This is a genomic window from Pandoraea pulmonicola (assembly GCF_000815105.2).
GTDB classification, from domain to species: domain Bacteria; phylum Pseudomonadota; class Gammaproteobacteria; order Burkholderiales; family Burkholderiaceae; genus Pandoraea; species Pandoraea pulmonicola.
Window position 1 is genome coordinate 3972301 of record NZ_CP010310.2, and the last position, 26798, is coordinate 3999098.

The 26798-nt window shown below is 63.3% G+C and carries 22 protein-coding genes and 1 pseudogene; 4 read left to right on the forward strand and 19 right to left on the reverse strand.

The window, feature by feature from the left end:
• Nucleotide 1: 1 nt before the first annotated feature.
• The 9 genes from phoU to RO07_RS16940 form a co-directional block, all read right to left on the reverse strand.
• The gene (gene phoU, locus RO07_RS16900) at nucleotides 2-709 is read right to left on the reverse strand and encodes a phosphate signaling complex protein PhoU (protein ID WP_039404272.1); all 708 of its coding nucleotides are present in this window, start codon (nucleotides 707-709) and stop codon (nucleotides 2-4) included.
• Nucleotides 710-731: 22 nt separating this feature from the next.
• Complete coding sequence (pstB, locus tag RO07_RS16905; RefSeq protein ID WP_039397158.1) at nucleotides 732-1514, reverse strand: phosphate ABC transporter ATP-binding protein PstB; 783 nt, start codon at nucleotides 1512-1514, stop codon at nucleotides 732-734.
• Between the two features lie 54 nt (nucleotides 1515-1568).
• Nucleotides 1569-2465 carry a phosphate ABC transporter permease PstA gene (gene pstA, locus RO07_RS16910; protein WP_052266663.1) on the reverse strand — a complete coding sequence of 299 codons (897 nt, stop codon included), beginning with the start codon at nucleotides 2463-2465 and terminating at the stop codon, nucleotides 1569-1571.
• Nucleotides 2465-3445 (reverse strand): phosphate ABC transporter permease PstC, encoded by a 981-nt coding sequence (pstC, locus tag RO07_RS16915; RefSeq protein ID WP_039404274.1) that lies wholly within the window; start codon nucleotides 3443-3445, stop codon nucleotides 2465-2467. Before pstC ends, pstA begins: the two co-directional genes overlap by 1 nt.
• Before the next feature lie 136 nt (nucleotides 3446-3581).
• A complete protein-coding gene (gene pstS / locus RO07_RS16920) occupies nucleotides 3582-4616 on the reverse strand; it encodes a phosphate ABC transporter substrate-binding protein PstS (RefSeq protein ID WP_039404277.1) in 1035 nt (344 codons plus the stop codon).
• A 531-nt stretch (nucleotides 4617-5147) separates the two neighbouring features.
• The gene (glmM, locus tag RO07_RS16925) at nucleotides 5148-6491 is read right to left on the reverse strand and encodes a phosphoglucosamine mutase (protein ID WP_039412598.1); all 1344 of its coding nucleotides are present in this window, start codon (nucleotides 6489-6491) and stop codon (nucleotides 5148-5150) included.
• Between the two features lie 253 nt (nucleotides 6492-6744).
• Complete coding sequence (gene folP / locus RO07_RS16930) at nucleotides 6745-7524, reverse strand: dihydropteroate synthase (RefSeq protein ID WP_237171472.1); 780 nt, start codon at nucleotides 7522-7524, stop codon at nucleotides 6745-6747.
• Between the two features lie 483 nt (nucleotides 7525-8007).
• The gene (gene ftsH / locus RO07_RS16935) at nucleotides 8008-9882 is read right to left on the reverse strand and encodes an ATP-dependent zinc metalloprotease FtsH (RefSeq protein WP_039404279.1); all 1875 of its coding nucleotides are present in this window, start codon (nucleotides 9880-9882) and stop codon (nucleotides 8008-8010) included.
• A 119-nt stretch (nucleotides 9883-10001) separates the two neighbouring features.
• Nucleotides 10002-10652 (reverse strand): RlmE family RNA methyltransferase, encoded by a 651-nt coding sequence (locus tag RO07_RS16940; protein ID WP_039404281.1) that lies wholly within the window; start codon nucleotides 10650-10652, stop codon nucleotides 10002-10004.
• Nucleotides 10653-10789: 137 nt separating this feature from the next.
• On the opposite strand from RO07_RS16940, the gene yhbY reads away from it, so the two are divergent.
• Nucleotides 10790-11290, forward strand: coding sequence for a ribosome assembly RNA-binding protein YhbY (gene yhbY, locus RO07_RS16945; RefSeq protein WP_039404284.1), 501 nt, complete (start codon nucleotides 10790-10792; stop codon nucleotides 11288-11290).
• 126 nt (nucleotides 11291-11416) lie between these two features.
• Here yhbY and RO07_RS16950 read toward each other — a convergent pair whose 3' ends face one another.
• From RO07_RS16950 to RO07_RS16975, 6 genes are all read right to left on the reverse strand, one after another.
• On the reverse strand, nucleotides 11417-11941 hold the full coding sequence (locus RO07_RS16950; RefSeq protein WP_084072665.1) for a DUF4149 domain-containing protein: 525 nt from the start codon (nucleotides 11939-11941) through the stop codon (nucleotides 11417-11419).
• The gene (gene greA / locus RO07_RS16955; protein WP_039404289.1) at nucleotides 11925-12401 is read right to left on the reverse strand and encodes a transcription elongation factor GreA; all 477 of its coding nucleotides are present in this window, start codon (nucleotides 12399-12401) and stop codon (nucleotides 11925-11927) included. The genes RO07_RS16950 and greA overlap by 17 nt, the downstream gene beginning before the upstream one ends.
• A gap of 277 nt (nucleotides 12402-12678) precedes the next feature.
• A complete protein-coding gene (carB, locus tag RO07_RS16960) occupies nucleotides 12679-15921 on the reverse strand; it encodes a carbamoyl-phosphate synthase large subunit (protein WP_039404292.1) in 3243 nt (1080 codons plus the stop codon).
• 18 nt (nucleotides 15922-15939) lie between these two features.
• Nucleotides 15940-16608: a leucine efflux protein LeuE gene (leuE, locus tag RO07_RS16965; protein WP_039404294.1), complete on the reverse strand. Its 669-nt coding sequence runs from the start codon at nucleotides 16606-16608 to the stop codon at nucleotides 15940-15942.
• 42 nt (nucleotides 16609-16650) lie between these two features.
• Entirely contained in the window at nucleotides 16651-17790 is a 1140-nt protein-coding gene (gene carA, locus RO07_RS16970) for a glutamine-hydrolyzing carbamoyl-phosphate synthase small subunit (RefSeq protein WP_039404296.1), read from the reverse strand.
• A 193-nt stretch (nucleotides 17791-17983) separates the two neighbouring features.
• Nucleotides 17984-18745 (reverse strand): FadR/GntR family transcriptional regulator, encoded by a 762-nt coding sequence (locus RO07_RS16975; RefSeq protein WP_039404298.1) that lies wholly within the window; start codon nucleotides 18743-18745, stop codon nucleotides 17984-17986.
• Nucleotides 18746-19195: 450 nt separating this feature from the next.
• On the opposite strand from RO07_RS16975, the gene RO07_RS16980 reads away from it, so the two are divergent.
• The 3 genes from RO07_RS16980 to RO07_RS16990 all read left to right on the forward strand — a co-directional run bounded on the left by RO07_RS16980 (nucleotide 19196) and on the right by RO07_RS16990 (nucleotide 22223).
• The gene (locus RO07_RS16980) at nucleotides 19196-20527 is read left to right on the forward strand and encodes a C4-dicarboxylate transporter DctA (protein WP_039404300.1); all 1332 of its coding nucleotides are present in this window, start codon (nucleotides 19196-19198) and stop codon (nucleotides 20525-20527) included.
• Between the two features lie 98 nt (nucleotides 20528-20625).
• On the forward strand, nucleotides 20626-21648 hold the full coding sequence (gene alc / locus RO07_RS16985; RefSeq protein WP_039404302.1) for an allantoicase: 1023 nt from the start codon (nucleotides 20626-20628) through the stop codon (nucleotides 21646-21648).
• A gap of 41 nt (nucleotides 21649-21689) precedes the next feature.
• Entirely contained in the window at nucleotides 21690-22223 is a 534-nt protein-coding gene (locus RO07_RS16990; RefSeq protein ID WP_039404304.1) for an ureidoglycolate lyase, read from the forward strand.
• Nucleotides 22224-22695: 472 nt separating this feature from the next.
• Here RO07_RS16990 and RO07_RS17000 read toward each other — a convergent pair.
• The 4 genes and pseudogenes from RO07_RS17000 to RO07_RS17015 all read right to left on the reverse strand — a co-directional run bounded on the left by RO07_RS17000 (nucleotide 22696) and on the right by RO07_RS17015 (nucleotide 26668).
• Nucleotides 22696-23931, reverse strand: a pseudogene (locus RO07_RS17000) (IS256 family transposase).
• 128 nt (nucleotides 23932-24059) lie between these two features.
• Nucleotides 24060-24467, reverse strand: coding sequence for a RidA family protein (locus RO07_RS17005; protein WP_039412607.1), 408 nt, complete (start codon nucleotides 24465-24467; stop codon nucleotides 24060-24062).
• Between the two features lie 2 nt (nucleotides 24468-24469).
• On the reverse strand, nucleotides 24470-24940 hold the full coding sequence (locus RO07_RS17010) for an acyl-CoA thioesterase (RefSeq protein WP_039404306.1): 471 nt from the start codon (nucleotides 24938-24940) through the stop codon (nucleotides 24470-24472).
• 84 nt (nucleotides 24941-25024) lie between these two features.
• Nucleotides 25025-26668 (reverse strand): AMP-binding protein, encoded by a 1644-nt coding sequence (locus RO07_RS17015; protein ID WP_039404307.1) that lies wholly within the window; start codon nucleotides 26666-26668, stop codon nucleotides 25025-25027.
• Between the last annotated feature and the right edge of the window lie 130 nt (nucleotides 26669-26798).

Here is a 26798-nt window from a genome sequence, read left to right on the forward strand (position 1 = left end):
TTTACTCGCCTTGCACTTTGCGCTGGAGATCCTCGCGCGAAATATGCCGGACGTCGGTGCCTTTGACAATGTAAATGATGAATTCGGCGATGTTCTTCGCATGGTCGCCGATACGCTCGATGGCCTTGGCAATGAACAGGAAATCCAGGCCTGCCGAGATGGTGCGCGGGTCTTCCATCATGTACGTCACCAATTTTCGCACGAAGCCGCGGAATTCATTGTCGATGGCCTTGTCGTCGCGCACGATGTCGGCGGCGGCGACCGCGTCCAGGCGCGCGAAGGCGTCCAGGGTGCGGCGCAGCAATTGCGCGGCCATCTCGCCCGAGAGCTTGATCTCGGCGAAATTCACGTTCTGCGCGGCGCCGTCTTCGAGCAGGTGACGCGTACGCTTGGCGACTTTCTCGGCCTCGTCGCCGGCGCGCTCGAGGTTGGTGATCGTCTTCGAGATCGAGAGCAGCAGGCGCAGGTCGCGCGCGGTCGGCTGACGACGGGCGATGATCTTGCTGCACTCCTCGTCGATCTCGACTTCCATCGTGTTCAGACGGTGCTCGTTGGCGATCACTTCGTCGACCAGCGCGCGGTCGAACGTGTTGAGCGCCCGCATGGCCGTCACGATCTGCGATTCGACCACGCCGCCCATCTCGAGGACGCGCGAGCAAACCTGGTTCAGGTCGCTATCGAACTGGCTGGAAAGGTGTTTGTCGTTCATATCGCGGATTTCCTCGTGGGCATCAACCGAAACGGCCGGTGATGTAGTCTTCGGTCTCTTTGCGGTCCGGCTTGATGAAGATCTTCTCGGTCTCGCCGAATTCGATCAGCTCACCCAGATACATGTACGCGGTGAAGTCCGAGCAACGCGCGGCCTGCTGCATGTTGTGCGTGACGATCACGACGGTGTAGTCGTCCTTGAGCTCGGCGATCAGCTCTTCGATGCGGCCCGTGGAAATCGGGTCGAGCGCCGAACACGGCTCGTCGAGCAGCAGCACTTCCGGACGGATGGCGATGCCGCGGGCGATACACAGACGCTGTTGCTGACCGCCCGACAGGCCATAGCCCGACTGCTGCAGCTTGTCCTTCACTTCGCTCCACAGCGCGGCCTTGGTCAGCGCCCATTCCACGCGGTCGTCCATTTCCGAGCGCGAGAGCTTCTCGAACAGGCGCACGCCGAACGCAATGTTGTCGTAGATCGACATCGGGAACGGCGTCGGCTTCTGGAACACCATGCCGACCTTGGCGCGCAGCAGCGCGATGTCCTGCTTGGCGGTGAGCAGGTTCTCGCCGTCCATATTGATTTCGCCCTCGGCGCGTTGCTCCGGGTACAGGGCGTACATCTTGTTGAACGTGCGCAGCAGCGTCGACTTGCCGCAACCCGACGGGCCGATGAAGGCCGTGACCTTGCGGTCGGGGATGCGCAGGTTGATGTTCTTGAGCGCGTGGTACTTGTCGTAGAAGAAGTTCAGGTTCTTGACCTCGATCTTCGAGGGCAGCTTGATTTCTTGCGTCGGATTCGTCATGTTCGGTCTCTACCGTCAGATATTCGTCGTGAGGTCGCGCGGCGGATTGGCGGATTACTTCTTCGCGAACAGCGAGCGCGCCAGAATGTTCAGGAACAGCACCCCGAGGGTGATGAGGAACACGCCTGCCCAGGCCAGCGCCTGCCACTCCGCGAACGGGCTCATGGCAAACTTGAAGATCGTGACCGGCAGGTTGGCCATCGGCTGATTCAGGTTGAGCGACCAGAACTGGTTCGACAGCGCGGTGAAGAGCAGCGGCGCCGTTTCGCCGGCGATACGCGCCACGGCCAGCAGCACGCCCGTCACGATCCCGGCGATCGACGCCTTGAGCGTGATCTTCACGATGATTCGCCACTTCGGCGTGCCCAGCGCGAAGGCGGCTTCGCGCAGGTTGTTCGGCACCAGCTTGAGCATGTTCTCGGTGGTGCGGATCACGATCGGCACCTGCAGCAGCGCCAGCGCCACGATGCCGGCCCAGGCGGAGAAGTGCCCCATCTGCGCGACGACCAGCGCGTAGACGAACAGGCCGATCACGATCGACGGCGCCGAGAGCAGAATGTCGTTGATGAAACGCGTAATGCTCGCGAGCCACGACTTCTGACCGTACTCGGCCAGATAGACGCCGGCCAGAATGCCCAACGGTGTGCCGACGAGCGTGGCCACGCCAACCATCACCAGGCTGCCGACGATGGCGTTGGCCAGCCCCCCGCCGGCCGTGTTCGGCGGCGGCGTCATTTCGGTGAACAGCGACAGCGACAGACCGCCGATCCCCAGCGAGAGCGTGGTGTAGAGAATCCACAGCAGCCAGATCAAACCGAAGGCCATTGCCGCGAGCGAGAGCGCAATCGCGACCATGTTCTTGCGGCGACGGTAGGCTTGCAGCCGCACGCGGGTAAAGGCGTCGGTGGGCTTCACGATGGGCGTTTCCAGTTCGAGCGCTTGTTGGGTCATTATTTTCCTTCGCTTTTCTCGAGGCGCAGCAGCATGAGCTTGGACAGCGCCAGCACGACAAAGGTGATGAAGAACAGGATCAGGCCAAGCTCCATCAGCGCGGACGTATGGAGGCCCGGACCGGCTTCGGCGAACTCGTTGGCGAGTGCCGAGGTGATGCTGTTGCCCGGCGAGTAGAGCGAGACGTTGTCGAGCAGGTTGGTGTTGCCGATGACGAACGTCACGGCCATCGTCTCGCCCAGTGCGCGGCCCAGGCCGAGCATGACGCCGCCGATGACACCGGTTTTCGTGAAGGGCAGCACCACGCGCCACATCACTTCCCAGGTAGTGCAGCCGATACCGTAGGCCGACTCCTTGAGCAGCACGGGCGTGACTTCGAACACGTCGCGCATGACCGAGGCGATGTACGGAATGATCATGATCGCGAGGATCACGCCCGCAGGCAGAATGCCGATGCCCAGCGGCGGGCCCTGGAACAGCGCGCCGATGACCGGCACGTTGCCGAGCAGCGTCTGGAGCGGCTTCTGGAAGTACTGACTGAAGATCGGTGCGAAGACCAGCAGGCCCCACATCCCGTACACAATGCTGGGAATGGCGGCGAGCAGCTCGATGGCCGTGCCGAGCGGGCGGCGCAGCCACACGGGCGAGAGTTCAGTAAGAAAGAGCGCAATGCCGAAGCTCACCGGCACGGCGATGATGAGCGCGATCACCGAGGTGATGATCGTGCCGTAGATGGGCACGAGCGCGCCGAACTGTTCCGCGGGAGGATCCCAGTCCTTCGTCCACAGGAAGGAGAAGCCGAACTTCTCGATCGACGGCAGCGCGCTGATGATCAGTGACACGATGATGCCACCGAGCAGCAGCAGCGTAATGAGCGCGGCGCCCCGGGTGAGCAATGCGAAGAGAAAGTCGCCTACGGAAGACGGAGCGCGCTGCGTGGAGGCGCTCGGTGTTGCGAGAGGGCTGGTGGCTTCTGCCATGATGTCGTCTCAGCGTGAGCGCGCCGCCAGCCGTTGCCAGATCGGGACCCGGGTTTCGGAACAGGCGGCGCGGAGAATGCCGGTGCTGCGGGGCCGGGCAACGAAACGGTCCATTGCCCGGTGTCCGCAAGGCGCGTTAGATGCCGGCCTTGGCGGCCGAATCGGCAACCTTTTCCTTCCAGCTCGTGCGGATCTTCTTCAGGACTTCTTCCGGCAGCGGAATGTAGTCCAGTTCCTTGGCGGTGTTCACGCCGTTCTTGAACGACCAGTCGAAGAACTTGAGCACGTCGGCGCTTTGCGCTTCCTTGCCGGCCACGGGCTTCTGGGGCAGCAGGACGAACGTGGCAGCCACGATCGGCCACGATTCGGCGCCCTTCTCGTTGGTCAGGATCTGGTAGAACGACTTCGACCAGTCGGCCTTGCCGGCGGCGGCGGCGAACGTCTTGGCATCGGGCTCGACCGTCTTGCCTTCGGCGTTGACCAGGGCCGTGTGCGTCAGCTTGTTCTGCTTGGCGTAGGCCGATTCCACGTAACCGATCGCGCCCGGCAGGCGCTGCACGAAGGCGGCAACGCCGTCATTGCCCTTGCCGCCCGTACCCGTCGGCCAGTTGACCGTGGTGCCTTCGCCAACCTTGCTCTTCCACTCGGCGTTGACCTTGGAGAGGTAGTTCGTGAACACGAAGCTCGTGCCCGAACCGTCGGCACGGCGAACCACGGCGATCTCGGTATCCGGCAGCTTGACCTTCGGGTTCAGCTTGGCGATGGCCGCGTCGTTCCACTTCTTGATCTTGCCCAGGTAGATGTCAGCCAGCACTTCGCCCGACAGGACGAGCTCGCCCGCCTTCACGCCCGGCAGGTTGATGACCGGCACGATGCCGCCCACGACCGTCGGGAACTGGACCAGGCCCTTCGCGGCCAGATCTTCATCTTTCAGCGGGGCGTCCGAACCGGCGAAATCGACGGTCTTGGCCTCGATCTGCTTGAGGCCGCCCGAGGAACCGATGCCCTGGTAGTTGACCTTGTTCGAGGTCGATTTCTGGTACGCGTCGGCCCACTTCATGTAGATGGGAGCGGCAAACGTGCTACCGGCACCGGTAATCTCGCCCGCAATCGCGCCCGCGGCGAACAGAACGCCAGCCAGGCCGGCAATCGCAGTCTTCATCAGCTTCATGGATCTCTCCGAGTTGGTGTGGTACAGCGTGTGGATGGCTCGAAGAATAGAGTTCGAATGTGACAGTAATGTGTCATTTGTGAAAGCTCACAATGCCACTGTCACGGAGTCGCCCTGGAAACGTCACAGTGCATGCAGGCGGGAAGGCTCGTTCTGGATTCGACAGAATCCTTTAGGGATGCGGATTTCGGAGGATTCACACGGCTTTCCGCCAGCATGGATCGCCGCTTTCCGGGTGGATGTCAGTTCGATGACAGTGACGAAACGGTGTCGGAAATGCACCGACGCTCCACAGTTCACTGTCATAAACGGGGATGAGAAGGGTATTCACCATGCCATCATGGGAAGGATGATCGCCCCACACGAGATTGGGTCGAACGGGATGGCGGGCGCCGGGTTTGAACGAACCACGTCGCTGCCCCGGCATCGACGACGGAAAGACCGGGAGGCCAGTGCGGCTACCGCCGGAGGACGGCGGCCTGAAAGGAGAGGGAGAGGCAGGAGGCCCGCCGATGAGGGCCTCGTGCTACGTCAGGCGGCTGCCTTGACGATGTTTGCCAGATGCTGGGCGAACGACGTGGTTTGCGTCTCGTCGCGGGCTTCGACCATCACGCGCAGCACCGGCTCGGTGCCAGACGCGCGGATCAGCACGCGGCCGGCGTCGCCCAGCTTTGCCTCGATGGCTTCGCGCTCGGCCGCGAGACGCGTGTCGGCCTGCCAGTCGTAGCCGGCCGGCGTACGCACGTTGATCATGTGCTGCGGGAACAGGCGTACGCCGTCGAGCAGCTTGGCGAGGGGCTTGTTGTCGGCGCGGCGAATGGCGGCGAGCACCTGCAACGCCGAGACGATGCCATCACCCGTGGTGTGCTTGTCCAGGCACAGGATATGGCCGGAGCCCTCCGCGCCGAGTTGCCAGCCGTGCTTGTGCAGTTGCTCCAGCACGTAGCGGTCGCCGACCTTGGCGCGCACGAACGGCACACCCAGGCCCTTGAGCGCCACTTCGACCGCCATGTTGGTCATGAGCGTACCCACCGCGCCCGCCACGCCACCGTTCTCCAGCCGGTCCTTGACCAGCAGATACAGCAGTTCGTCACCGTTATAGAGGCGCCCCGCGCCATCGACGATCTGCAGACGGTCCGCATCGCCGTCGAGCGCCACGCCGAGATCCGCGTGATTGGCCCGCACGGCACGCATGAGCGCATCGGGCGACGTCGCGCCGCAATCCTCGTTGATGTTGAAACCGTTCGGCTGGTTGCCAATGGCAATGACTTCCGCACCGAGTTCGTGAAAGACATGCGGCGCGATGTGATACGCCGCACCGTTCGCACAGTCGACCACGATCTTCATGCCGCGCAGATCGAATTCGTTCGGGAATGTGCTCTTGCAGAATTCGATGTAGCGGCCGGCCGCGTCTTCAAGACGGCGCGCCTTGCCAAGCTGCTCCGAGCGCACGCAGACCATCGGGTTATCGAGTTCGGCCTCGATGGCCAGTTCCGTCTGGTCCGGCAGCTTGTTGCCGTCCGCCGAGAAGAACTTGATGCCGTTGTCGTGATACGGATTGTGCGACGCGCTGATCACCACGCCGGCGGCCAGACGCAGCGCCCGGGTCAGATAAGCCACGGCCGGCGTGGGCATCGGCCCTGCCATCATGGTGTCGACCCCTGCCGCGGCAAAGCCGGCTTCCAGTGCGGCTTCGAGCATGTAGCCCGAAACACGCGTGTCCTTGCCGATCAATACCGTCGGACGGCCCAGCGTCTGGTTGCCGGCCAGCACCCGGCCTGCCGCATACCCCAGACGCAACACGAATTCCGGCGTGATCGGGCTCTCGCCCACCGTGCCGCGAATTCCATCGGTACCAAAATAGCGTCGTTTCATCGTTGCATCGTTCCCAGTTGAGGCGCCGCGCGCAATGACCATCCCCGGCGCGCGTCTTTCCTTCTCGTTGTGTTTTCCGCCGTCAGGCATCGAGGCCCGCAGGCAGTGCGCCGCCATTTTCCATGCGACGCGTCCCCGTTCGGTCCCCGTCCGACGGTCGTGCTTCTATCTTGTCGCTCTGCAGATCGTCGTCCGGGCTTTGATTGTCGTCTGCCACCCCGACCCGGCGTGGGCATGGCGGCCCCGCCCCGGCCTACTCGGCCTCGCGCACGGCCTGCCAGACCTTGAGCGCGTCGACCGTCTCGGCCACGTCGTGCACCCGGACGATGGCGGCGCCCTGCTGGGCCGCGCACATCGCCGCGGCAACGCTCGCCGCGCGCCGCTCCATCGGCGTCTGGCGGCCGGTGATCTCGCCGAGCATGCGCTTGCGCGACATCCCGACGAGCAACGGCAAACCGTCGCGCGAGAGCACCCGCAGGTGTTTGAGCAACGCGAGATTATGCGCGAGATTCTTGCCAAAACCGAACCCCGGGTCGAGATAAAGACGCTCCGGCGCAACACCCGCCGAGAGCATCGCGTCGACGCGACCGTCGAGGAAAGCGGCGACTTCGGTCACGACATCGGTATAGATCGGCGCGTCCTGCATTGTCTTGGGGTCGTGCAGCATGTGCATGACGCACAGCGCCGCCTCGCTGTCGCGCACGGCATCGATCGCGCCCGGCTGCTGGAAGCCCCAGATGTCGTTGATCATGTCCGCGCCGGCGGCCAGCGCCGCGCGCATCACGCCGGGCTTGTAAGTATCGACCGAGAGCGGCACGCCGCAACCGCGCAGCGCTTCGACGATCGGCACCACGCGCTCCAGTTCGGCGTCTTCCGGCAGCGCTTGCGCGCCCGGGCGAGTCGATTCGCCGCCGATGTCGAGTATGTCCGCACCGTCGGCGATCAGTTGTTCCGCGTGGCGCAAGGCCGCATCGCGAGCGACGAAGCGACCGCCATCGGAGAAGGAATCAGGCGTGACGTTCAGAATGCCCATGACGTGAACGCGGCGGGCGTCCAGCGTAAAGCGTGGGCCGAAGGGCAGCCCGGTGACTTTGGCGGGTTTGGCGCGAGCGTCCGACGGCTCGCCGGACGGCACGCTGTCGTCGACCACCGGCGGCGTCTGCGATTGGGAAACGGGAGTGGGCAACGGCTGAGTGGACATTCGGATTGGTTCTATAAAGCTGAAGGCGGTCCGCACTCGGGCGGCAGGCCAGCGCGCCGGGGGGACACCGGGCACGGTATATGGCCGTAATGTTACCGGAATCGAGTCCTGTATCGACCGCGGAAACACTCGGTAACACCGTATTTCATGGGTTTTCGGGAAGGGCGGCTGGCCTTTTGGCCCGCATGCGCCTCGCCTCGCGTCAGCCTCAGTCAAGGCCCGGTCAGGCTCACGTCACCCCCCATTCGAGCCGGTTTCGCCCCACAAACGCAAAAAGGCCGGCGAGAAGCCGGCCTTTCCGGGGTTGGCGACCGCTTAGACGGTTGCCGGGGTGTTGCTGGGCTTGAGCGGCGGGTTACCGCCCGAAGCGCCGCCGCTCGTCGGGCCGCTCTTCGGCGGACGCGGCGGACGGCCGTCCATGATGTCGTTGATCTGCTCGCCGTCGATCGTCTCCCATTCCATCAGGGCCTGGGTCATCGACTCGACCTTCTCGCGGTTGTCTTCCAGCAGCTTCTTGGCCAGCGCGTACTGTTCGTCCAGAATGCGGCGGACTTCCGCGTCGACCTTCTGTTGCGTGGCTTCCGACACCGACTTGGCCGACATGCGGCCGAACACCGAATCCTGCTCGGTGTCGACGTAGACCATCGGGCCCAGGGCGTCCGACATACCGTAGCGGGTCACCATGTCGCGTGCGAGCTTGGTGGCGCGCTCGAAGTCGTTCGACGCACCGGTCGACATCTTGTTGATGAACACTTCCTCCGCCGCACGACCGCCGAACAGGATGGCGATCTGCGTGAGCATCGTGTCGCGGTACTCGGAGTACTTGTCGTGCTCGGGCAACTGCATCGTCAGGCCCAGTGCCCAGCCGCGCGGGATGATCGTGACCTTGTGCACCGGATCGGCTTCCGGCAGCAGCATCGCCACCACTGCGTGACCCGACTCGTGATATGCCGTTGCACGGCGCTCTTCGTCGCGCATCACGGCCGACTTGCGCTCCGGACCCATGAAGATCTTGTCCTTCGCGTCCTCGAAGTCCAGCATTTCGACGATGCGCTTGTTACGGCGCGCGGCGAACAGCGCCGCTTCGTTCACGAGGTTGGCCAGATCGGCGCCGGACATGCCCGGCGTGCCACGCGCGATGACCGAAGCGTCCACGTCGTTGGCGATCGGCACCTTGCGCAGGTGAACCTTGAGAATCTGTTCGCGGCCGCGGATGTCCGGCAGGCCGACATAGACCTGGCGGTCGAAGCGGCCCGGACGCAGCAGCGCCTTGTCGAGCACGTCCGAGCGGTTGGTCGCGGCAATCACGATCACGCCCGAGTTGGCCTCGAAACCGTCCATCTCCACGAGCATCTGGTTCAACGTCTGCTCGCGTTCGTCGTTACCGCCGCCCATGCCGGCGCCGCGATGACGGCCGACCGCGTCGATTTCGTCGATGAACACGATACACGGCGACTGCTTCTTCGCGTTTTCGAACATGTCGCGCACGCGGGCAGCCCCCACGCCGACGAACATTTCCACGAAGTCCGAACCCGAGATGCTGAAGAACGGCACCTTGGCTTCGCCCGCGATGGCGCGTGCGAGCAGGGTCTTACCGGTTCCCGGCGGGCCGACGAGCAGCACACCGCGCGGAATACGGCCGCCCAGCTTCTGGAATTTCTGGGGATCCTTCAGGAAATCGACCAGTTCGCCGACTTCGTACTTGGCCTCGTCACAGCCGGCGACGTCGGCAAAAGTGACCGGATTGGCATTCTCGTCGATGAGGCGCGCGCGGGATTTGCCGAAGGAGAAGGCACCGCCCTTACCCCCGCCCTGCATCTGTCGCATCATGTAGAACCAGAACCCGATGATCAGCAGGGTTGGCCCGAGGTAGTACAGCGCGGACATGAGCACGTTCGGTTCATCATCGGCCTTGCCCGAGACCTGAACGCCGTACTTCATGAGATCGCCGACCATCCAGATGTCGCCCGGCGACACGATGGTGTATTTCTGGCCGTCGCTAGGCGTGACCTGAAGGCTGCGGCCTTGCACCACCACGTTCTTGATCTTGCCGTTCTTGGCATCGTCCATGAACTGGGAGTACGTTACGCCCTCCTGGACGTGCGGCTTGTCGAACTGTTTAAAAACAGTAAACAAGACCAGCGCGATGACTAACCACACCGCCGCTTTGGAAAACATATTATTGTTCAAAGCGTTGCTCCTTCATGAAATCGCTTCGCGCCAGGAATTCATTCTAATCCACTCGCAGGCGCACCGCCATAGTGATTCTTTACCGCCACCATAGCGCCAGTGCGCCGGTTTGACGGGCATCAAGCCGGTTTTTTCAAACCCCGTCCAAGAATGAACGTTTCGGAAGATTTGTCTCGGGACGCCTTCGGCTTGCGCGGCGCCACGGTTTTGAACTGGTGTTTGAACTTTTCAACGATCTGGCTATAGCCACTACCGTGAAAACATTTGACCAGCAACGCTCCCTCCGGTTTCAGGTGCCGTTGCGCAAAATCGAGCGCCAGGTCGCATAGATGCTCGATTCGCGCGGCATCGGCAACCGCGACGCCTGACAAGTTGGGGGCCATGTCGGAAAGTACAAGGTCGACTTTGCGTCCGGCCACGATTTCCTCCAGTTCCTCGAGCACGCTGTCCTCGCGGAAGTCGCCCTGCAGGAAGGTCACATCGGCGATCGGCTCCATCGGCAGAATATCCATGGCGATGATCGTGCCGTCGATGCCGCCGTCGACCCGCTTGCCCGCCGCGAGCTTGTTGCGCACGTACTGGCTCCAACTGCCGGGGGTGGCGCCCAGATCGACGATGACCTGACCGGGCTTGATCAGCCGATCCTGCTCGTCGATTTCCTTGAGTTTGTAGGCGGCACGCGCGCGATACCCCTCGCGCTGCGCCATTTTGACGTAGGGATCGTTGATGTGATCATGCAGCCAGGCGTGGCTGAAACGGTTTTTTGCCATAACTCTTCAAAAACACTGCATTTTTGCAGGATAATACGCCCTTGCGCGCCTAAAATCCGCGAGCCGGCCCGGGAACTCCGGGACTGCCGGTCGCCGCCCGAGGGCGCATCCTAACTCGTTTGTCTCGTCTGTCTTCTATGCCCGCTTTGACCCTGACCCCGGCGCAACGCGCCGACTTGCGCTCCGCCGCCCACGCGCTGAATCCCGTCGTTCTGATCGGCGCCGACGGCTTGACGCCGGCGGTGCTCAAGGAAATCGACGGCGCCCTGAAGGCCCACGAACTCATCAAGGTGCGCGTGTTTGGCGACGAACGCGATGCGCGCGTGGCCATCTACGAAACCATTTGCGACCAGTTGGGCGCCGCGCCGGTGCAGCACATCGGCAAGCTGCTCGTGCTGTACCGCCCCACGCCGGACGAAGTCGCCGCACCCGTTCGCGGCAAGTCCGGCGGCACGGGCGCCACCGTCAAGGGTCGTGCACCGCGCACGGTCACCGTCGTCAAGAACAGCCCGCACTCGGGTCGCCGTCCGGCGGTCAAGAAAGTCACCGTCGCCGGCAACGAACGCATGACCGCCGGCGGCATCGTCAAGCGCGCCAAGAAGCGCCAGACCAGCGTGAAGCGCCAGCGCAACGACTGAGCGCCGCCGTTCGTCACGTCAGCCCGCAAAAGAACGCGCCCAGACGATGTCGGGCGCGTTTTTTTGTGAACGATGGGAATTGTGGCGTCCCACCGGGAGCCCTTTGGACCCCCTCGCCTGCGACATTTAGCCGCGCACCGGCTGACGCCAGATGAATGCGATGCCGAGCAGGCTCTGCAACAGATAGATCCCGCTCGAAATGCCGTGCAGCATGCCAAAGCGCGCAGCGAAGGCCGATTGACCGATCTCCACACCCGCCGCTTCCGCCTGCGCACGCAAGTCCGCCATGAACGGCTGGAGCCCGAACCAGCTGATCAGCACGCAAACCACCATCGTCACCGCCAGCCAGCGCAGCACGCGATAGCTGCGCGCAACGCGGGCATCGCCCGAGCGCGCGATGAGCGCCGTGGCGAGCCAGACCAGCAGCGCGCCGCACACCAGACTGAGCCACGCCTGGGTGTGGAACAGCCTGCCGGCGACCGTGCCGGCCATGGTGCGCGATTCAAGTACGGCGAAGAGCGTCGGCGCGACGATATAGCCGATCGCCCATTGGCTTCCGCACCAGACGGTCGCGATCAGCCGGAACAATCGCTCCAGCCGGGGCGCACCGCCGGTGATCGTCATGCCTGACGTGTCAGACGTAGCGGACATCGATGATCTCGTACTCACGCACGCCGCTCGGAGCCTGCACTTCGGCCACATCGCCTGCGTACTTGCCAATGAGCGCACGCGCGATCGGCGAACTCACCGAGATCTTGCCGTGCTCCAGGTCAGCTTCGTCGTCGCCGACGATTTGATACTGCACCGTGCCACCGTTCTCGAGGTCTTCGAGTTCGACGGTCGCGGCAAACACCACACGACCTTCGGCGTCGAGCGCCGAGGGGTCGATGATCTGCGCCGCGGAAAGCTTCGACTCGAGCTCGGCAATGCGGCCCTCGATGAAGCCCTGCTTTTCCTTGGCAGCGTCGTATTCCGCATTTTCCGACAGATCACCCTGCGCACGGGCTTCAGCAATCGCAGCGATCACGTTCGGACGTTCGACGGTCTTCAGGCGGTGCAGCTCTTCCTTGAGCAGCTCGGCGCCCCGCTTGGTCAGAGGAATGGTACTCATGCGCGTTGTTCCGAAAGACAAAAAAATTGCCGCAGCAAAGCCGCATTCGCACTTTTTGCGAACGCCGCTCAACCGCGGCTGTGACACCTATATGGCGTTAGTGTAGCAGAGTTGTCGGCGCTGCCAACCGGAGGGTCGGTCAGGCGCCCTCGCACCACCCATGAAGCATTTGGCGCACCGTTCGAGGATCGGTTCCCCGGCGGGTGCGCCATCATTTTGCGACGTCGCCCAGCGCGGCGAACCGCCGCCGGGCATTTGCCCATCTGAGCGCCGGCGCTCAGGCCGGCAGTTGGGCGTGCAGGCTCTGCAGGTCGTAGACCTCCAGATTCTGCAGATACTTCAGACCTTCCACGGCCGCACGGGCGCCCGAGATCGTTGTGTAGTACGTGACCTTGTGGGCCTGCGCCGACATCCGGATCGAGCGCGAATCGGCGATGGCCGTGCGCGTTTCGTCCACCGTCGTGAAGACCAGCGCGATTTCGCCGTTCTTGATCATGTCGACGATGTGCGGACGGCCGTCCTTCACCTTGTTCACCACGCGCACCGGAATACCGGCCGCTTCGATGGCGGCTGCCGTGCCGCGCGTGGCCACGATCGGGTAGCCCAGCGCGTGGAGCATGCGGGCGACTTCGACCGCGCGCGGCTTGTCGGCGTCCTTCACCGTGAGCAGCACCGTGCCGGAAGCCGGCAGACGCGAGCCCGCGGCCAGTTGCGACTTAAACAGCGCTTCGCCGAACGTGCGGCCCACGCCCATCACTTCGCCCGTCGAGCGCATTTCCGGTCCGAGCACCGGATCGACGCCCGGGAACTTCACAAACGGGAACACGGCCTCCTTGACGCTGTAGTACGGCGGCGTCACTTCGCTCGTCACGTTCTGCGACTTGAGCGACTGACCGACCATCGCACGCGCGGCAATCTTGGCCAGTTGACGACCGGTCGCCTTCGAGACGTACGGCACCGTACGCGAGGCGCGCGGATTCACTTCGAGCACATAGATCGTATCGACGCCGCTGCCCTGCTGAATCGCGAACTGCACGTTCATCAGGCCGACGACGTTCAACGCCTTGGCCATCGCAGCCGTCTGGCGCTTGAGCTCGACGACCGTCTCGGCCGACAGCGAGTACGGCGGCAGCGAGCAGGCCGAATCGCCCGAGTGGACACCCGCTTGCTCGATGTGCTCCATCACGCCACCGATATAGACGTCGGTGCCATCCGAGATGCAGTCGACGTCGCATTCGATCGCGTCGTCGAGGAAGCGATCGAGCAGCACCGGGCTGTCGTTGCTCACCTTGACGGCTTCGCGCATGTAGCGCTCCAGGTCACGCGGCTCGTGCACGATTTCCATCGCACGGCCACCCAGCACGTACGACGGGCGCACCACCAGCGGGTAGCCGATCTCGGCGGCAAGCACCAGCGCTTCGTCTTCAGCGCGCGCGGTGCGGTTCGGCGGTTGACGCAGACCGAGGTCCTGCAGCAGCATCTGGAAGCGCTCACGGTCTTCGGCCGCGTCGATCATGTCCGGGCTCGTGCCGACGATGGGCACGCCGTTCGCTTCGAGGTCGAGAGCGAGCTTGAGCGGGGTCTGGCCGCCATACTGGACGATCACACCGACCGGCTTCTCGAGGTCGACGATTTCCAGCACGTCTTCCAGCGTGACCGGTTCGAAGTACAGGCGATCCGACGTGTCGTAGTCCGTCGAGACCGTTTCCGGGTTGCAGTTGACCATGATGGTCTCGTACCCGTCTTCGCGCAGCGCGAGGGCCGCGTGCACGCAGCAGTAATCGAACTCGATACCCTGACCGATACGGTTCGGGCCGCCGCCGAGCACCATGACCTTCTTTTTGTTGGTCGGCTGGGCTTCGCACTCTTCCTCATAGGTCGAGTACATATACGCGGTGTTCGTCGCGAATTCCGCCGCGCAGGTGTCCACGCGCTTGTAGACCGGGCGGACCTTCTGGGCGATACGCGCGCGGCGCACGGCGGTCTGGTCGGTGCCGAGCAGCTTGGCGAGACGACGATCCGAGAAGCCGCTTTGCTTGAGGAAGCGAAGTTCTTCGGTGCTCAGGCTCTCGAGCGTGCGACCGGCCAGCGCCTTTTCCTTCTTGACGATGGCTTCGAGCTGGGCGAGGAACCACGGGTCGATGGCCGTCTCGGCGTAGATCTCGTCGAGGCTCATGCCGATGCGGAACGCATCGCCGACGTACCAGATGCGGTCCGGCCCCGGCTCCCCGATTTCGGCCACGATCTCGTCGCGGTCGGTCGACTTCTCGTCCAGACCGTCCACGCCGACTTCCAGCCCGCGCAGGGCCTTCTGGAGCGATTCCTGGAACGTGCGTCCCATGGCCATCACTTCACCGACCGACTTCATCTGCGTGGTGAGGCGCGCGTCGGCTTCGCGGAACTTCTCGAAGGCAAAGCGGGGCACCTTGGTCACGACGTAGTCGATGGTCGGCTCGAACGAGGCCGGCGTGGCGCCGCCCGTGATCTCGTTGCGCAGTTCGTCGAGCGTGTAGCCGACGGCCAGCTTGGCCGCGACCTTCGCGATCGGGAAGCCGGTCGCCTTCGAGGCGAGCGCCGACGAGCGCGATACGCGCGGGTTCATTTCGATGACGACCATGCGGCCGTCCTTCGGGTTGATCGAGAACTGGACGTTCGAGCCGCCCGTCTCCACACCGATCTCGCGCAGCACGGCGAGCGATGCATTGCGCAGCAGCTGGTATTCCTTGTCGGTGAGCGTCTGGGCCGGCGCCACGGTGATCGAGTCGCCCGTGTGCACGCCCATCGGGTCGAGGTTTTCGATCGAGCAGACGATGATGCAGTTATCGGCGCGATCGCGCACGACTTCCATCTCGTATTCCTTCCAGCCGAGCAGCGACTCTTCGATGAGCAGTTCGCGCGTGGGCGAGAGGTCGAGACCGCGCTTGCAGATCTCTTCGAACTCTTCGCGGTTGTAGGCGATGCCGCCGCCCGAGCCACCGAGCGTGAACGACGGACGGATCACCATCGGGTAGCCGCTGCCGCCGATCTCCGAGACGATCTGCGCCTGCACGGCGAGCGCCTCCTCCATCGAGTGGGCGATGCCCGACTTGGCCGAACCGAGACCGATCTTGGTCATCGCGTCCTTGAACTTCAGGCGGTCTTCGGCCTTGTCGATGGCTTCCGGCGACGCGCCGATCAGTTCCACCTTGTACTTGTCGAGCACGCCGTGGCGGTGCAGGTCGAGCGCGCAGTTCAGCGCGGTCTGGCCGCCCATCGTCGGCAGGATGGCATCCGGGCGCTCCTTGGCGATGATGCGCTCGACGACTTCCCAGGTGATCGGCTCGATGTAGGTCACATCGGCCGTATCCGGGTCGGTCATGATCGTGGCGGGGTTGCTGTTGATCAGGATGACCTTATAGCCTTCCTCGCGCAGCGCCTTGCAGGCCTGTGCGCCGGAATAGTCGAATTCGCATGCCTGACCGATGATGATCGGGCCGGCGCCGATGATGAGGATGCTCTTGATGTCTGTGCGCTTTGGCATAACGTTCTCAACAAAAATTTAACTCAGCGTCGCGGTCGCGAGCTTCACACCGAAGCCGACGAACAGCGCGCCCACGCCGCCGGTTGCCCCGGCGCTCAGCCGGCGACGTGCCCGGAAGTGCGCGGCCAGGCGGTAACCGACCAGGATCAGCGTGCTCAGGTAAAGGAAACTGAAGGTCTGTACGATCGCGCCGAGCACCGCGAACGAGACGGCCGGATAGGCGTAACCCGGATCGACGAACTGGATGAAGAACGACACGCAGAACAGGATCGCCTTCGGGTTGAGCAGGCTGATGAACAATGCCCGCTTGAAGGGACGATCCGCGTCCACCCGCCTGGGCGCCGCGACGGGCGCGCCGGGGTTTGCGCGTGCGGCCCGCAGGTTGGCCAGCGCGCCGCGCAGCATGTTCAGCCCCATCCAGCACAGATAGGCCGCGCCGAGGTACTTCACCACGAAGAACAGCGCCGGCTGCGCGTGCAGCAGCGACGCCACGCCGGCGGCGGCCAGCGTCATGAGGATCGTGTCGCCGAGGAACACCCCGCACGCGCCGGCGTAGCCTTGACGCACGCCGCGCTGCGCCGCGACGGCGAGCACGTAGAGCGAGTTCGGCCCCGGCAGCAGAATGACGACGACGACCCCGGCCAGATAGGTCCAGAGGTTGACGATGCCGAGCGAGTGTCCAAGCATGGTGCGGGTTTCCTTATCCGTGTTGCCGCGTTGCGCCGTACGTCAGGCCGGTTGCTTCGCGTCGGCCATCGACTGCACGAAGCGGTCGAACAGGTAGCCGATGTCGTGCGGGCCGGGCGAGGCCTCCGGGTGGCCCTGGAAGCAGAACGCCGGGCGGTCCGTCAATTCGAAGCCTTGCAGCGTACCGTCGAACAGCGACACGTGCGACACGCGCGCGTTGGCGGGCAGGCTGTCGGCATCGACGGCGAAGCCGTGGTTTTGCGAAGTGATCACCACGCGGCCGGACGCGAGATCCTTGACCGGGTGGTTGGCGCCGTGGTGGCCGGTCTTCATCTTGAGCGTCTTGGCACCGACGGCCAGGCCCATGATCTGGTGGCCGAGGCAGATGCCGAAAGTCGGGATGCGGCGCTCGAGGAACGTCTTCGTGGCGGCGATGGCGTAATCGCACGGCTCGGGGTCGCCGGGGCCGTTCGAGAGGAACACGCCGTCGGGGTTCAGGGCGAACACGTCATCGGCCGAGCTCTGGGCGGGCAGCACCGTGACCTTGCAGCCGCGCTCGGCGAGCATGCGCAGGATGTTGCGCTTGACGCCGTAGTCGAGGGCGACCACGTGGAACTTCGGGTCCTTCTGTTCGCCGTAGCCTTCGCCGAGGCGCCATTCCGTCTGCGTCCATGCGTACTGTTCCGTGGTCGAGACGACCTTGGCGAGGTCCATGCCGGCGAGGCCTGGGAACGACTGGGCGAGCGAGATCGCCTTGGCTTCGTCGTCGCCGGCGAGGATGCAACCGTTCTGAGCGCCCTTCTCGCGCAGGATACGGGTCAGGCGGCGGGTATCGATGCCGGCGATGGCGACCACGCCTTCGTCCTTCAGGTATTGCGACAGCGTCTTGTCGGCGCGGAAATTCGAGTCGAGGATCGGCAGATCCTTGATGATCAGGCCGGCGGCATGGACTTTCGTGGCTTCGACGTCTTCACCGTTGACGCCCGTGTTGCCGATGTGCGGATACGTCAGCGTGACGATCTGTTGCGCATAGCTGGGGTCGGTGAGGATTTCCTGATAGCCGGTAATGGCGGTATTGAAAACGACTTCACCGATGGTGTGACCGGCAGCGCCAATGGCGTACCCACGAAAGACCGTGCCGTCAGCGAGCGCGAGAATGGCGGGTGGGAATGACGGCAGCACGGGAAACTCCTGAAGGGTTCACCCCGGCTGCCAGCCTCATCGTCCGCTAGCGATGACATCAGCGCGGGCACCGGACGCGCGGAATATGCGCACAGCGGATGCTCGGGCTGCGGACGAGATGTCGGGCGGGTAGGCGCTAGGGTGAGGGTTAAATGACTAAAACCTTCAAAGTATAGCGCAAATCCCGTTCTTCTCAAAGCTGAACGTGTGGGGCACCAGTACGCTCTGCGTTCTCACGAGGGGTAAGGCTGCTGGCCGACGAATACGCAGAGGGGATAGGGAAGTGGATGCCCGCCCGTTGTGCCGCCAGCACGATATGGCGCTCCATCGCGCTGCCTGCGGCGGCGCCATCGCGGCGTCGCAGGGCGTCGAGAATCTCCAGATGTTCATGATAGGTGGAAAGGACGAGTTCGCGCTGGTAGAACGGCAGGCGCTGGCTTTCCATGACGATTTCCGTGCTGCCGCGCAGGATGTCGGCGATGGCGCCGTTGCCGGCGAGTCCGACGATGCGCAGGTGGAAGGCGAAGTCGAGTTGGGCGGCGGTGTCGACGTCGCCTTCGAGGAGGGATGCCTTCATCGCTTCGACGTTATCCGTGAGCCATTCGATCTCGTCGTTGCTGGCGGCGTGGGCGGCCAGGCGGGCGGCGAAGCCCTCGAGGGCATAGCGCAGCTGGTAGGTGTCGGCGAGCGATATCTGGTCCGCGAAGCGCCAGGCGACGCCCACGCGGGCGGAGGCGTCGTTTACATACACGCCCTTGCCGGGGCGGATCGCGACCATGCCGAGCGCTTCGAGCGTCGAGAGGGCTTCGCGCAGCGAGGCGCGGCTGATCGCCAGTTCCTCGGCGAGCTGACGCTGCGAGGGCAGCATCGCGCCGGCAGGGTAGACCTGACGTTCGATGCGTTCGCGGATGGTCGCGATGGCGGCGTCGGTTACGGCATGCGCCGAATGCTTCATGAGGCCTCACTGGGATTGCGGGGATACATATGGCGCATTGTACGACGCCAAATCTCCGCACGCGCCCGGACCTTCCCGCGCCGGGCGGCCCGCAGCAACATGGCAGCGACGCGACGGGCATGATGATCGCCGAGGGGCCGCCGCACCACACCGTTCGTCCAGCCGAAACCGTCCCGATTACCGTATTGCAGACGCCATTGAAACGCCCGCCCATCCCCTAGGGAATCCCCTCAGAACACGCGCCTTGACCGCACTATATTGGCTTTCTAATATTCTTCATAACACCACTGGTCAGACCGGTATGACTTGTGTCGATACACTGATGGGCAATGGTGTTGGCAGTGCGTTTTCGAGAGATTGCCGTACAGAAATCAGCCCCCGAGAGTTATCCGTCAGACGTAGAGATTGCGCGATGCGAGAGAGCGATTGCGCAGGCAGAGGAGACAAACCATGCCCAAGCTGTTCCGTTCGTTATTTGGCCGAGTCGTCATTGCCTTGATAGTGGGCGTGGCGCTTGGCATTTGGTTTCCGCAGTTGGGAGAGTCGTTGCGTCCGTTGGGCGACGGCTTTCTGAAGTTGATCAAGATGGTGATTGGCCCCATCGTGTTCTGCGTGGTGGTGAGCGGGATGGCGAGTGCGGGCGATTTGCGCAAGGTTGGCCGAGTGGGGGTGAAGGCCGTGGTGTATTTCGAGATCATCACCACCTTTGCGCTCGTCATTGGTGCGGTGCTGGCGTGGGTCACGCGTCCGGGCGAGGGCATGAACATCGACATTCGCAGTCTCGATCCGAGCGCGATGGCGGCGTATACCGAGAATGCCAAGAGCTTGAAGGACACGGCGGGATTCCTGTTGAAGATCATCCCGAACACCGTGACCGACGCCTTTGCCAAGGGCGACATTTTGCAGATCCTCGTGTTTTCCGTGATGTTCGGGTGTGCGTTGGCGGCGATTGGCGAGCGTGGCCGACCGGTGGCGCGCTTCATCGAAGATCTGAGCCATGTCTTCTTCCGCGTGATGGCGTTCATCATCCGGCTTGCGCCGCTGGGTGTACTGGGAGCGGTGGCGTTCACCACGGGCAAATACGGTGCGGCGTCGCTCAAGCAATTGGGCTTGCTGGTGCTCATGTTCTACCTGAGCTGCTTCGTCTTCGTGACCGTCGTGCTGGGTGGCGTGTTGCGCCTGGCCGGATTCAACATCTTCAAGTTCATCAAATACTTCCGCGAAGAGTTGTCCATCGTCTTGGGCACGGCGTCCTCCGATGCCGTGTTGCCGGCGGTCATGCGCAAGCTCGAGTGGATGGGCATCAAGAAATCCACCGTGGGCCTGGTCATTCCGACGGGTTACTCGTTCAACCTCGACGGGTTCTCCATCTATCTGACGTTGGCGGTCATCTTCATTGCACAGGCGACCAATACGCCGTTGTCCACGCATGACCTGATCCTTGTCGTTCTCGTATCGTTGCTGACATCCAAGGGCGCGCATGGCATTCCGGGTTCGGCGATCGTGATTCTGGCGGCAACGTTGGCGGCCATCCCGGCAATTCCCGTCATCGGTCTCGTGTTGATTCTGCCGGTGGACTGGTTCGTGGGCATTGCCCGGGCGATCACCAACCTGCTGGGCAATTGCGTGGCGACGCTCGTCGTGGCTGCGTGGGAAAAAGACGTCGACTTCGCGAGAGCACACAAAGTCCTCGATGGCTCCCTGCCCTACGAGCCGATTGCCGTGGCGAACGAAGGTGACACCGAGAATTCGACAACTGCCAATGCAGCCCTGACGCGCTGAGCGTCGCGGCCGGGATTGCGACCGGGTTGGCATGACCGACTGAAACGAACTTCCGCCGACGCAGAGCGTCGGCACCTTTTTCTGGAGTGAATTGCAACATGGCAATCGTCCCGCAAGATCCGAACGCACCGGAATTCGTGCGCCGTTATGTCAATCTGGCGGATCCGCGTCTTGGGGCGCAGGCGCTGGAGGCCAGCGACGAATTCTTTGCGGCCAAGGAGCGCATGCTCAATCCCGAGCCGGCGGTGTTCATCCCGGGCAAGTACGACGAGAACGGCAAGTGGATGGACGGGTGGGAGACGCGTCGCAAGCGCGTGAACGGCTACGACTGGTGCGTGGTCAAGTTGGCGCGCGCGGGTGTGCTGTATGGCGTCGATCTCGACACCAGCCACTTCACCGGCAACTTCCCGCCGGCCGCCTCGCTCGAGGGCTGCTACAGCCCGAACGGTGTACCGTCCGCGTCGGCCGAGTGGTTCGAGCTGCTGCCGTCGACCACTCTGCAGGGCAATGCGCACCATTACCATGCGATTGCCGACCAGCGTGCGGTGACTCACGTGCGCGTGAACCTGTATCCCGACGGTGGTCTGGCGCGTCTGCGCCTGTACGGGTTGCCGCAGAGCGATTGGGCGGGCCGTTCGCGTGACGAGTTGATCGATCTGGTGGCGATGGAAAACGGCGGGTACGTCGTGGCGGCGAACAACCAGCATTTCGGATTGGCGTCGAACCTGCTGATGCCGGGCCGGGGTGTGAACATGGGGGATGGCTGGGAGACGCGTCGCCGTCGTGAGCCGGGTAACGACTGGGCCATCATTGCGCTGGCGCAGCCGGGCGAGATCGTGAAGATCGAAGTCGACACCGCGCACTTCAAGGGCAACTTCCCGGATCGGTGTTCCATCCAGGGGGCGTATGTGACGGGTGGCACCGAGCAGTCGTTGATTACGCAGTCGATGTTCTGGCCGGTGTTGTTGCCTGAGCAGAAGTTGGCGATGGACAAGCAGTTCTTCTTCGAAGAGCCGGTGCAGAAGCTGGGGGCGATCACGCACATTCGCTTCAACATCATTCCGGACGGTGGCGTGTCGCGTCTGCGGCTGTGGGGCCGTTTGAGTGAGAAGAAGGCGTAAAGCGCGGGGAACACGAAGAGAGCAAACAAGGAGAACGTGACATGTCGGGTCCGACGTTGAAGATAGAGCGATTGACGCGGGAGGCGTTTGCGCCGTTTGGGGATGTGATCGAGTTGTCGGGCGCGAGGCATTTTGCGATCAATGGTGGGACGACGGAGCGGTATCACGACTTGGCGACGGTGGATCTGGGGCCGGAGGGTGGTCGTACGTTGATCAATGTGTTCCGGGGTCAGCCGCGTCGGTTGCCGTACGAGGTGAAAATGCTGGAGCGTCATCCGCTGGGCAGCCAGGCGTTCATTCCGTTGAAGGCGACGCCGTATCTGGTGGTGGTGGCGCCGGTGGGCGAGTTGGATGTGAGCCGGATGCGGGCGTTTGTGTCGGAGGGTTGGCAGGGGGTGAACTATGCGCGGGGCGTGTGGCATCACCCGTTGTTGGCGTTGGATGAGGTGAGTGACTTCGTGGTGGTCGATCGTGGGGGGGAGGGGCCCAACTGTGACGAGCAGGATTTGCCGGGCGAGTATTTATTGACGCAGGCGGCGTTGGATGCTGCCCGAGCGCCAAAGAAGGCCGCGTAAGCAGTAAAAGCAACAGCAAGCATGAGATAAACGCCGGGTAAATCCCGGCGTTTCTTATGGAGGTAGAAAAGCTGAGGCGGTCATATGGGCGGAGGAAGTTGGAGCGGGTAGGAGGTTGGGAGGGACTGGTGGGGTATGAGCGATGGCGCGGCCGTCCCGCGCAGTTGCGGAGCACGTGCGGGGCGGGTGCGGCGTCGCGTTGGTGCTGGAGTCGATGGGTGTCGACGGGACTGGGGTGGTGGGAGGTGAGCGCGAGAAGCGGGCGGTGTCGGTTGAAGCGTTGAGGGCGTGGAGGGGGACGGAGCGGGGCCCCGTTGCGGCGCGAGTTGGGTCACTGTTTGAGTGACGCAATGGGGCCCCGCTCCGTCGGGGGAAAGACGCGGAAGGTGCGAGCGTGGAACTTGAAGTAGGAAATACTCGCCCACAGGTGAGCGAAGGTATCCGGAATTCCGTGTGTGAGGCGGGTTGAGATTCAGACGCCAATGTTGAATCGTTCCGGGTAAAGCAGCGCGAACTGGGTCATGGCGCTCTTCCAATCGTGCCGGGAACCGGTCCACTTGGCCACGACGTTGCGCAGCGCCAGCCAGATCAGTTTGAGTGCGGCCTCGTCCGACGGGAAGTGGCCGCGCGCCTTGATGATCTTTCGAAGCTGCATGTGCAGCGACTCGATCGCGTTGGTCGTCTATACAATTTTCCGGATGTCGGGTGCGAAGGCATAGAACGGAATCACTTGATCCCAGGCTCGGCGCCAGAGTGCGGCAATCGGAGGGTATTTCGTACCCCAAGGGCTCGTATCGAACGTATCCAGCGCCACGGCAGCCGCTTCGGCCGACGGTGCCCGATAGACCTCCTTGAGCGCCGCTGCGACCGATTTCCGGTCTTTCCAACTGGCGAAGTCCAGCGAGTTTCGGATCAGATGCACGATGCAGGTCTGGACCGTCGTTTCCGGGAAGCCCTTCAAACCGTCGACCACGGCGATCAGGATGTCCTGCACGCCGCGCAGCTTCAGGTCGTTCACCACCCGCAGCCAGAACTTGGCCCCCTCGGTCTGCTCGATCCAAAGGCCCAGCACGTCACGTGTGCCGTCGCGGCGCACGCCCAGCGCCAGGTAGATCGCCTTGTTGCGCACGATGCCTTCGTCGCGGATCTTGACTCGCAAGGCGTCGAAGAACACGACCGGGTACATTGGTTCGAGCGGCCGCTGCTGCCACTCGCGCACTTCGTCGATCACAGCATCGGTCACCGTGCTGATGAAGTCCGGCGACACCTCGATGCCGTACATCTCCAGCAGGAAACCCTGGATCTCCCGCACGCTCATGCCGCGTGCGTACATCGCGATGATCTTGTCGTCGAAGCCGGTGAAGCGTCGCTCGCCCTTGGCGATCAGCACCGGATCGAAGGTGCCTTCGCGGTCGCGCGGAATCTCGACGTCGAGCAGGTCGTCGTCGGTTGCGATGCGCTTGCGGCTGGTGCCGTTGTGATGGTTCGTGCGGCCTACCGACTTGGCATCGCCCTTCTCGTAGCCCAGGTGGTGGGTCAGTTCGCCGCCCAGCGCACGCTCGAAGATTGCCTTCTTGAGGGCCGCGAGCTGCTCGTTGATTGTGGCCCGATCCAGCGTACCGGGTACCAGTTGCTTGATGAGTTCCGGGTCCAGGTTCAAGCCCTTGCCCGGTTCAATCGTCACTTCTTCCTTGCGTTTGCGTGGCATAAAGTGGCTCCTTGGCCATCAGTTTATGCCCCACACACAAAGTTTCGGATAGGCTCGCGGCATCAAAAGAAACGAGGGCGCAAAACCATGCGCCCTCGCTTTGCGATCCAGGGAGTAGAAGCAACCGCTCAGCCTGCCGGCACCACTGCCGTCACCTCGATTTCCACTTTCGCTTCGTCCTCCACCAGATCGGCCACTTCCACGGCCGTCATCGCGGGAAAGTGGCGTCCGATCACGGCACGATAGTGTTCGCCGATCGCGGGATAGCTTGCCACATACTCCTCCTTGTTCTTCACGTACCACGTCATGCGTACGATGTGCTCCGGCTTCGCGTTACCCTCGGCGAGAATCGCGACAATGTTCTCCAGCGTCTGGCGGACCTGGAGTGCGAAATCATCCGTTTCGAAACGTTGCTGCCCGTTCCAGCCGATCTGACCACCAACGAACACGATACGGCTGCCGGCAGTCATTTCGAAAGCCATGCCATTCGCATAGCCGCGCGGTTTCGCCCAATCGGGCGGTTGCAAAACTTGCAGCATCAGGACACTCCTTCAATTACAGAATCGGGTGCGGCGTAGCACACAATCGCTTCACGCTGTGCGGTGGGCACCTCGATCGGGACGGGCTTGCCGCCCTCGCCTTTCACGACCCAGACCAGCACCAGCGTGGCTTGCAAACGCGTGTCGTCGTTCGCGCCGGCAAACCGGATGCGCAGCGTCATCGACGAACGACCCAGTCGCGTGACCTCCAGCGAGCGCGTCAGCGTCTCGCCCAAAAAACTGGGTGCACTGAAACGGCATTCAACGTTCGCCGTCGGCACTCCCAAACCATCGCGCAGATGCATCTCGCCGAACGACAGACCGAGCCCTTCGTCGCACCAGTCCTCGACCAGATCGTTGATCATCTCGAAATAGCGCGGATAAAACACGATGCCCGCCGGGTCGCAGTGCTTGAAGCGCACCAGCAACGGCTTCACGAACGCGTGTGCCGCCACATCAGCCCCCGCCATAATTTTTCCTCCTGCGTTACATCGCCTGAAAGTGAGTGAGCGCCGACTGGAGCGCCTCGCTCGCCTGCCATGGCGAGCCGGTCATTACCGCGCCATTTGCCGCAGCTTGAAGCGCTGCAGCTTGCCCGTTTCCGTGCGCGGGAGCGCGTCCACGAACTCGATCGCCCGCGGATACTTGTAGGGGGCGATGTTAGCCTTCACATACTCCTGAAGCGCCTTGACCATCCCCTCGTCGCGCGGCTCGCCCGCCTTGAGCACCACATAAGCCTTCACGATCTGCCCGCGCGCATCGTCGTTCGCGCCCACCACGCCGCACTCCGCCACCGAGGGGTGCTTGAGCAACGCCGACTCCACCTCCGGGCCCGCGATGTTATACCCGGCCGAGACGATCATGTCGTCCGAGCGAGCCTGATAGTAGTAATTGCCCGCTTCGTCGCACATGAACGTGTCGCCCGGCAGATTCCAGCCGTTCTTCACATAATTCGTCTGGCGCGAGTCGGCCAGATAGCGGCAGCCCGTCGGCCCCTTCACCGCCAGCTTGCCGACCTGCCCCGGCGGCAGCGGCTGCATCGCGTCGTCCACGATCATCGCGATATAGCCCGGCACCGGCTTGCCAATCGCACCGGGAACCACATCGCCGTTGGCCGCCGAGATGAAGATGTGAATCATCTCCGTGCCGCCGATGCCGTCGATCATCTCGATGCCCGTGGCCTGCTTCCAGAGCTGGCGGGTCGCGTCCGGCAACGCCTCGCCGGCCGACACCGTCTTCCTCAGGCTCGACAGATCGTACTTGCCGACGAGCGCCGCCATCTGGCGATAGAATGTCGGGGCCGTAAAACAGATCGTCGCGCGATACTCCGCGATGGCCTCCAGCAGCGTGTCCGGAGAGAGCCTCTCCAACAACACCGTGGCAGCCCCCACGCGCAGCGGGAAAGTCAACAGGCCGCCCGTGCCGAAAGTGAACGCTAACGGGGGCGTGCCGCAGAAGATATCGTCCGGCCCCGGCTTGAGCACATGACGCGGGAACAGATCGCACATCGCAAGCACATCGCGATGGAAATGCATCGTGCCCTTCGGCTGCCCCGTCGTGCCGCTCGTGAAGGCGATCAGACAGACGTCATCCACCGCCGTGTCGCAGGCGTCGAAACTTGCCGGCTGACGGGCCATGCGGGCCTCCAGTGAGTCCTCACCCACGTCGTGGAAATAGACCACCTGCGTGAGCACCGGGCAGTGATACTCATGCCCCGCCTGACGATTGAACTCCAGCTCCTCCTTCAGACGTCCGTCGCAAAGCGCGGCCGACACCTCCGCCTTGTCGATGATCTGCTTGAGCTCCTTCGCGCGCAGCAGCGGCATCGTCGGCACGCCCACCAGACCTGCCTTGATCACCGCCAGCCATGCGGCAGCCATGAACAGATTGTTCGGCCCGCGAAGCAATACACGATTGCCCGGCACCAGCGCCATGTCGTTGCGCAGCACGTGCGCGATCCGATCCACCATCTCGCGCAGGCCGAGATACGACGTTACCGTGCGTTTGCCGTTTTCCACCGAATAGATCGCGGGCGCGTCGCCTCGTCCCTGCGCGATCGCGCGATCCAGCAGCTCGGCGGCGCAGTTGATGCGCGCCGGGTATGCCACGTCCGGATTGTCGAGCAGAAACTCGGGCCACTGATCCACGGGCGGCAGATTGTCGCGCGCGAAAGTGTCGAGATGTCCAGATCGTTCCATGTGCTTCTCCTTGCCCCCGGTAATCAAGCATGACGTCAGCGCAGCCGTCCGACGCTTCAAAGTGCTTCCAAGTGTTCTGCAAGACGCCATGCCGTCCCTGTCTCCACAGGCTGCACTGCGCACATCACAA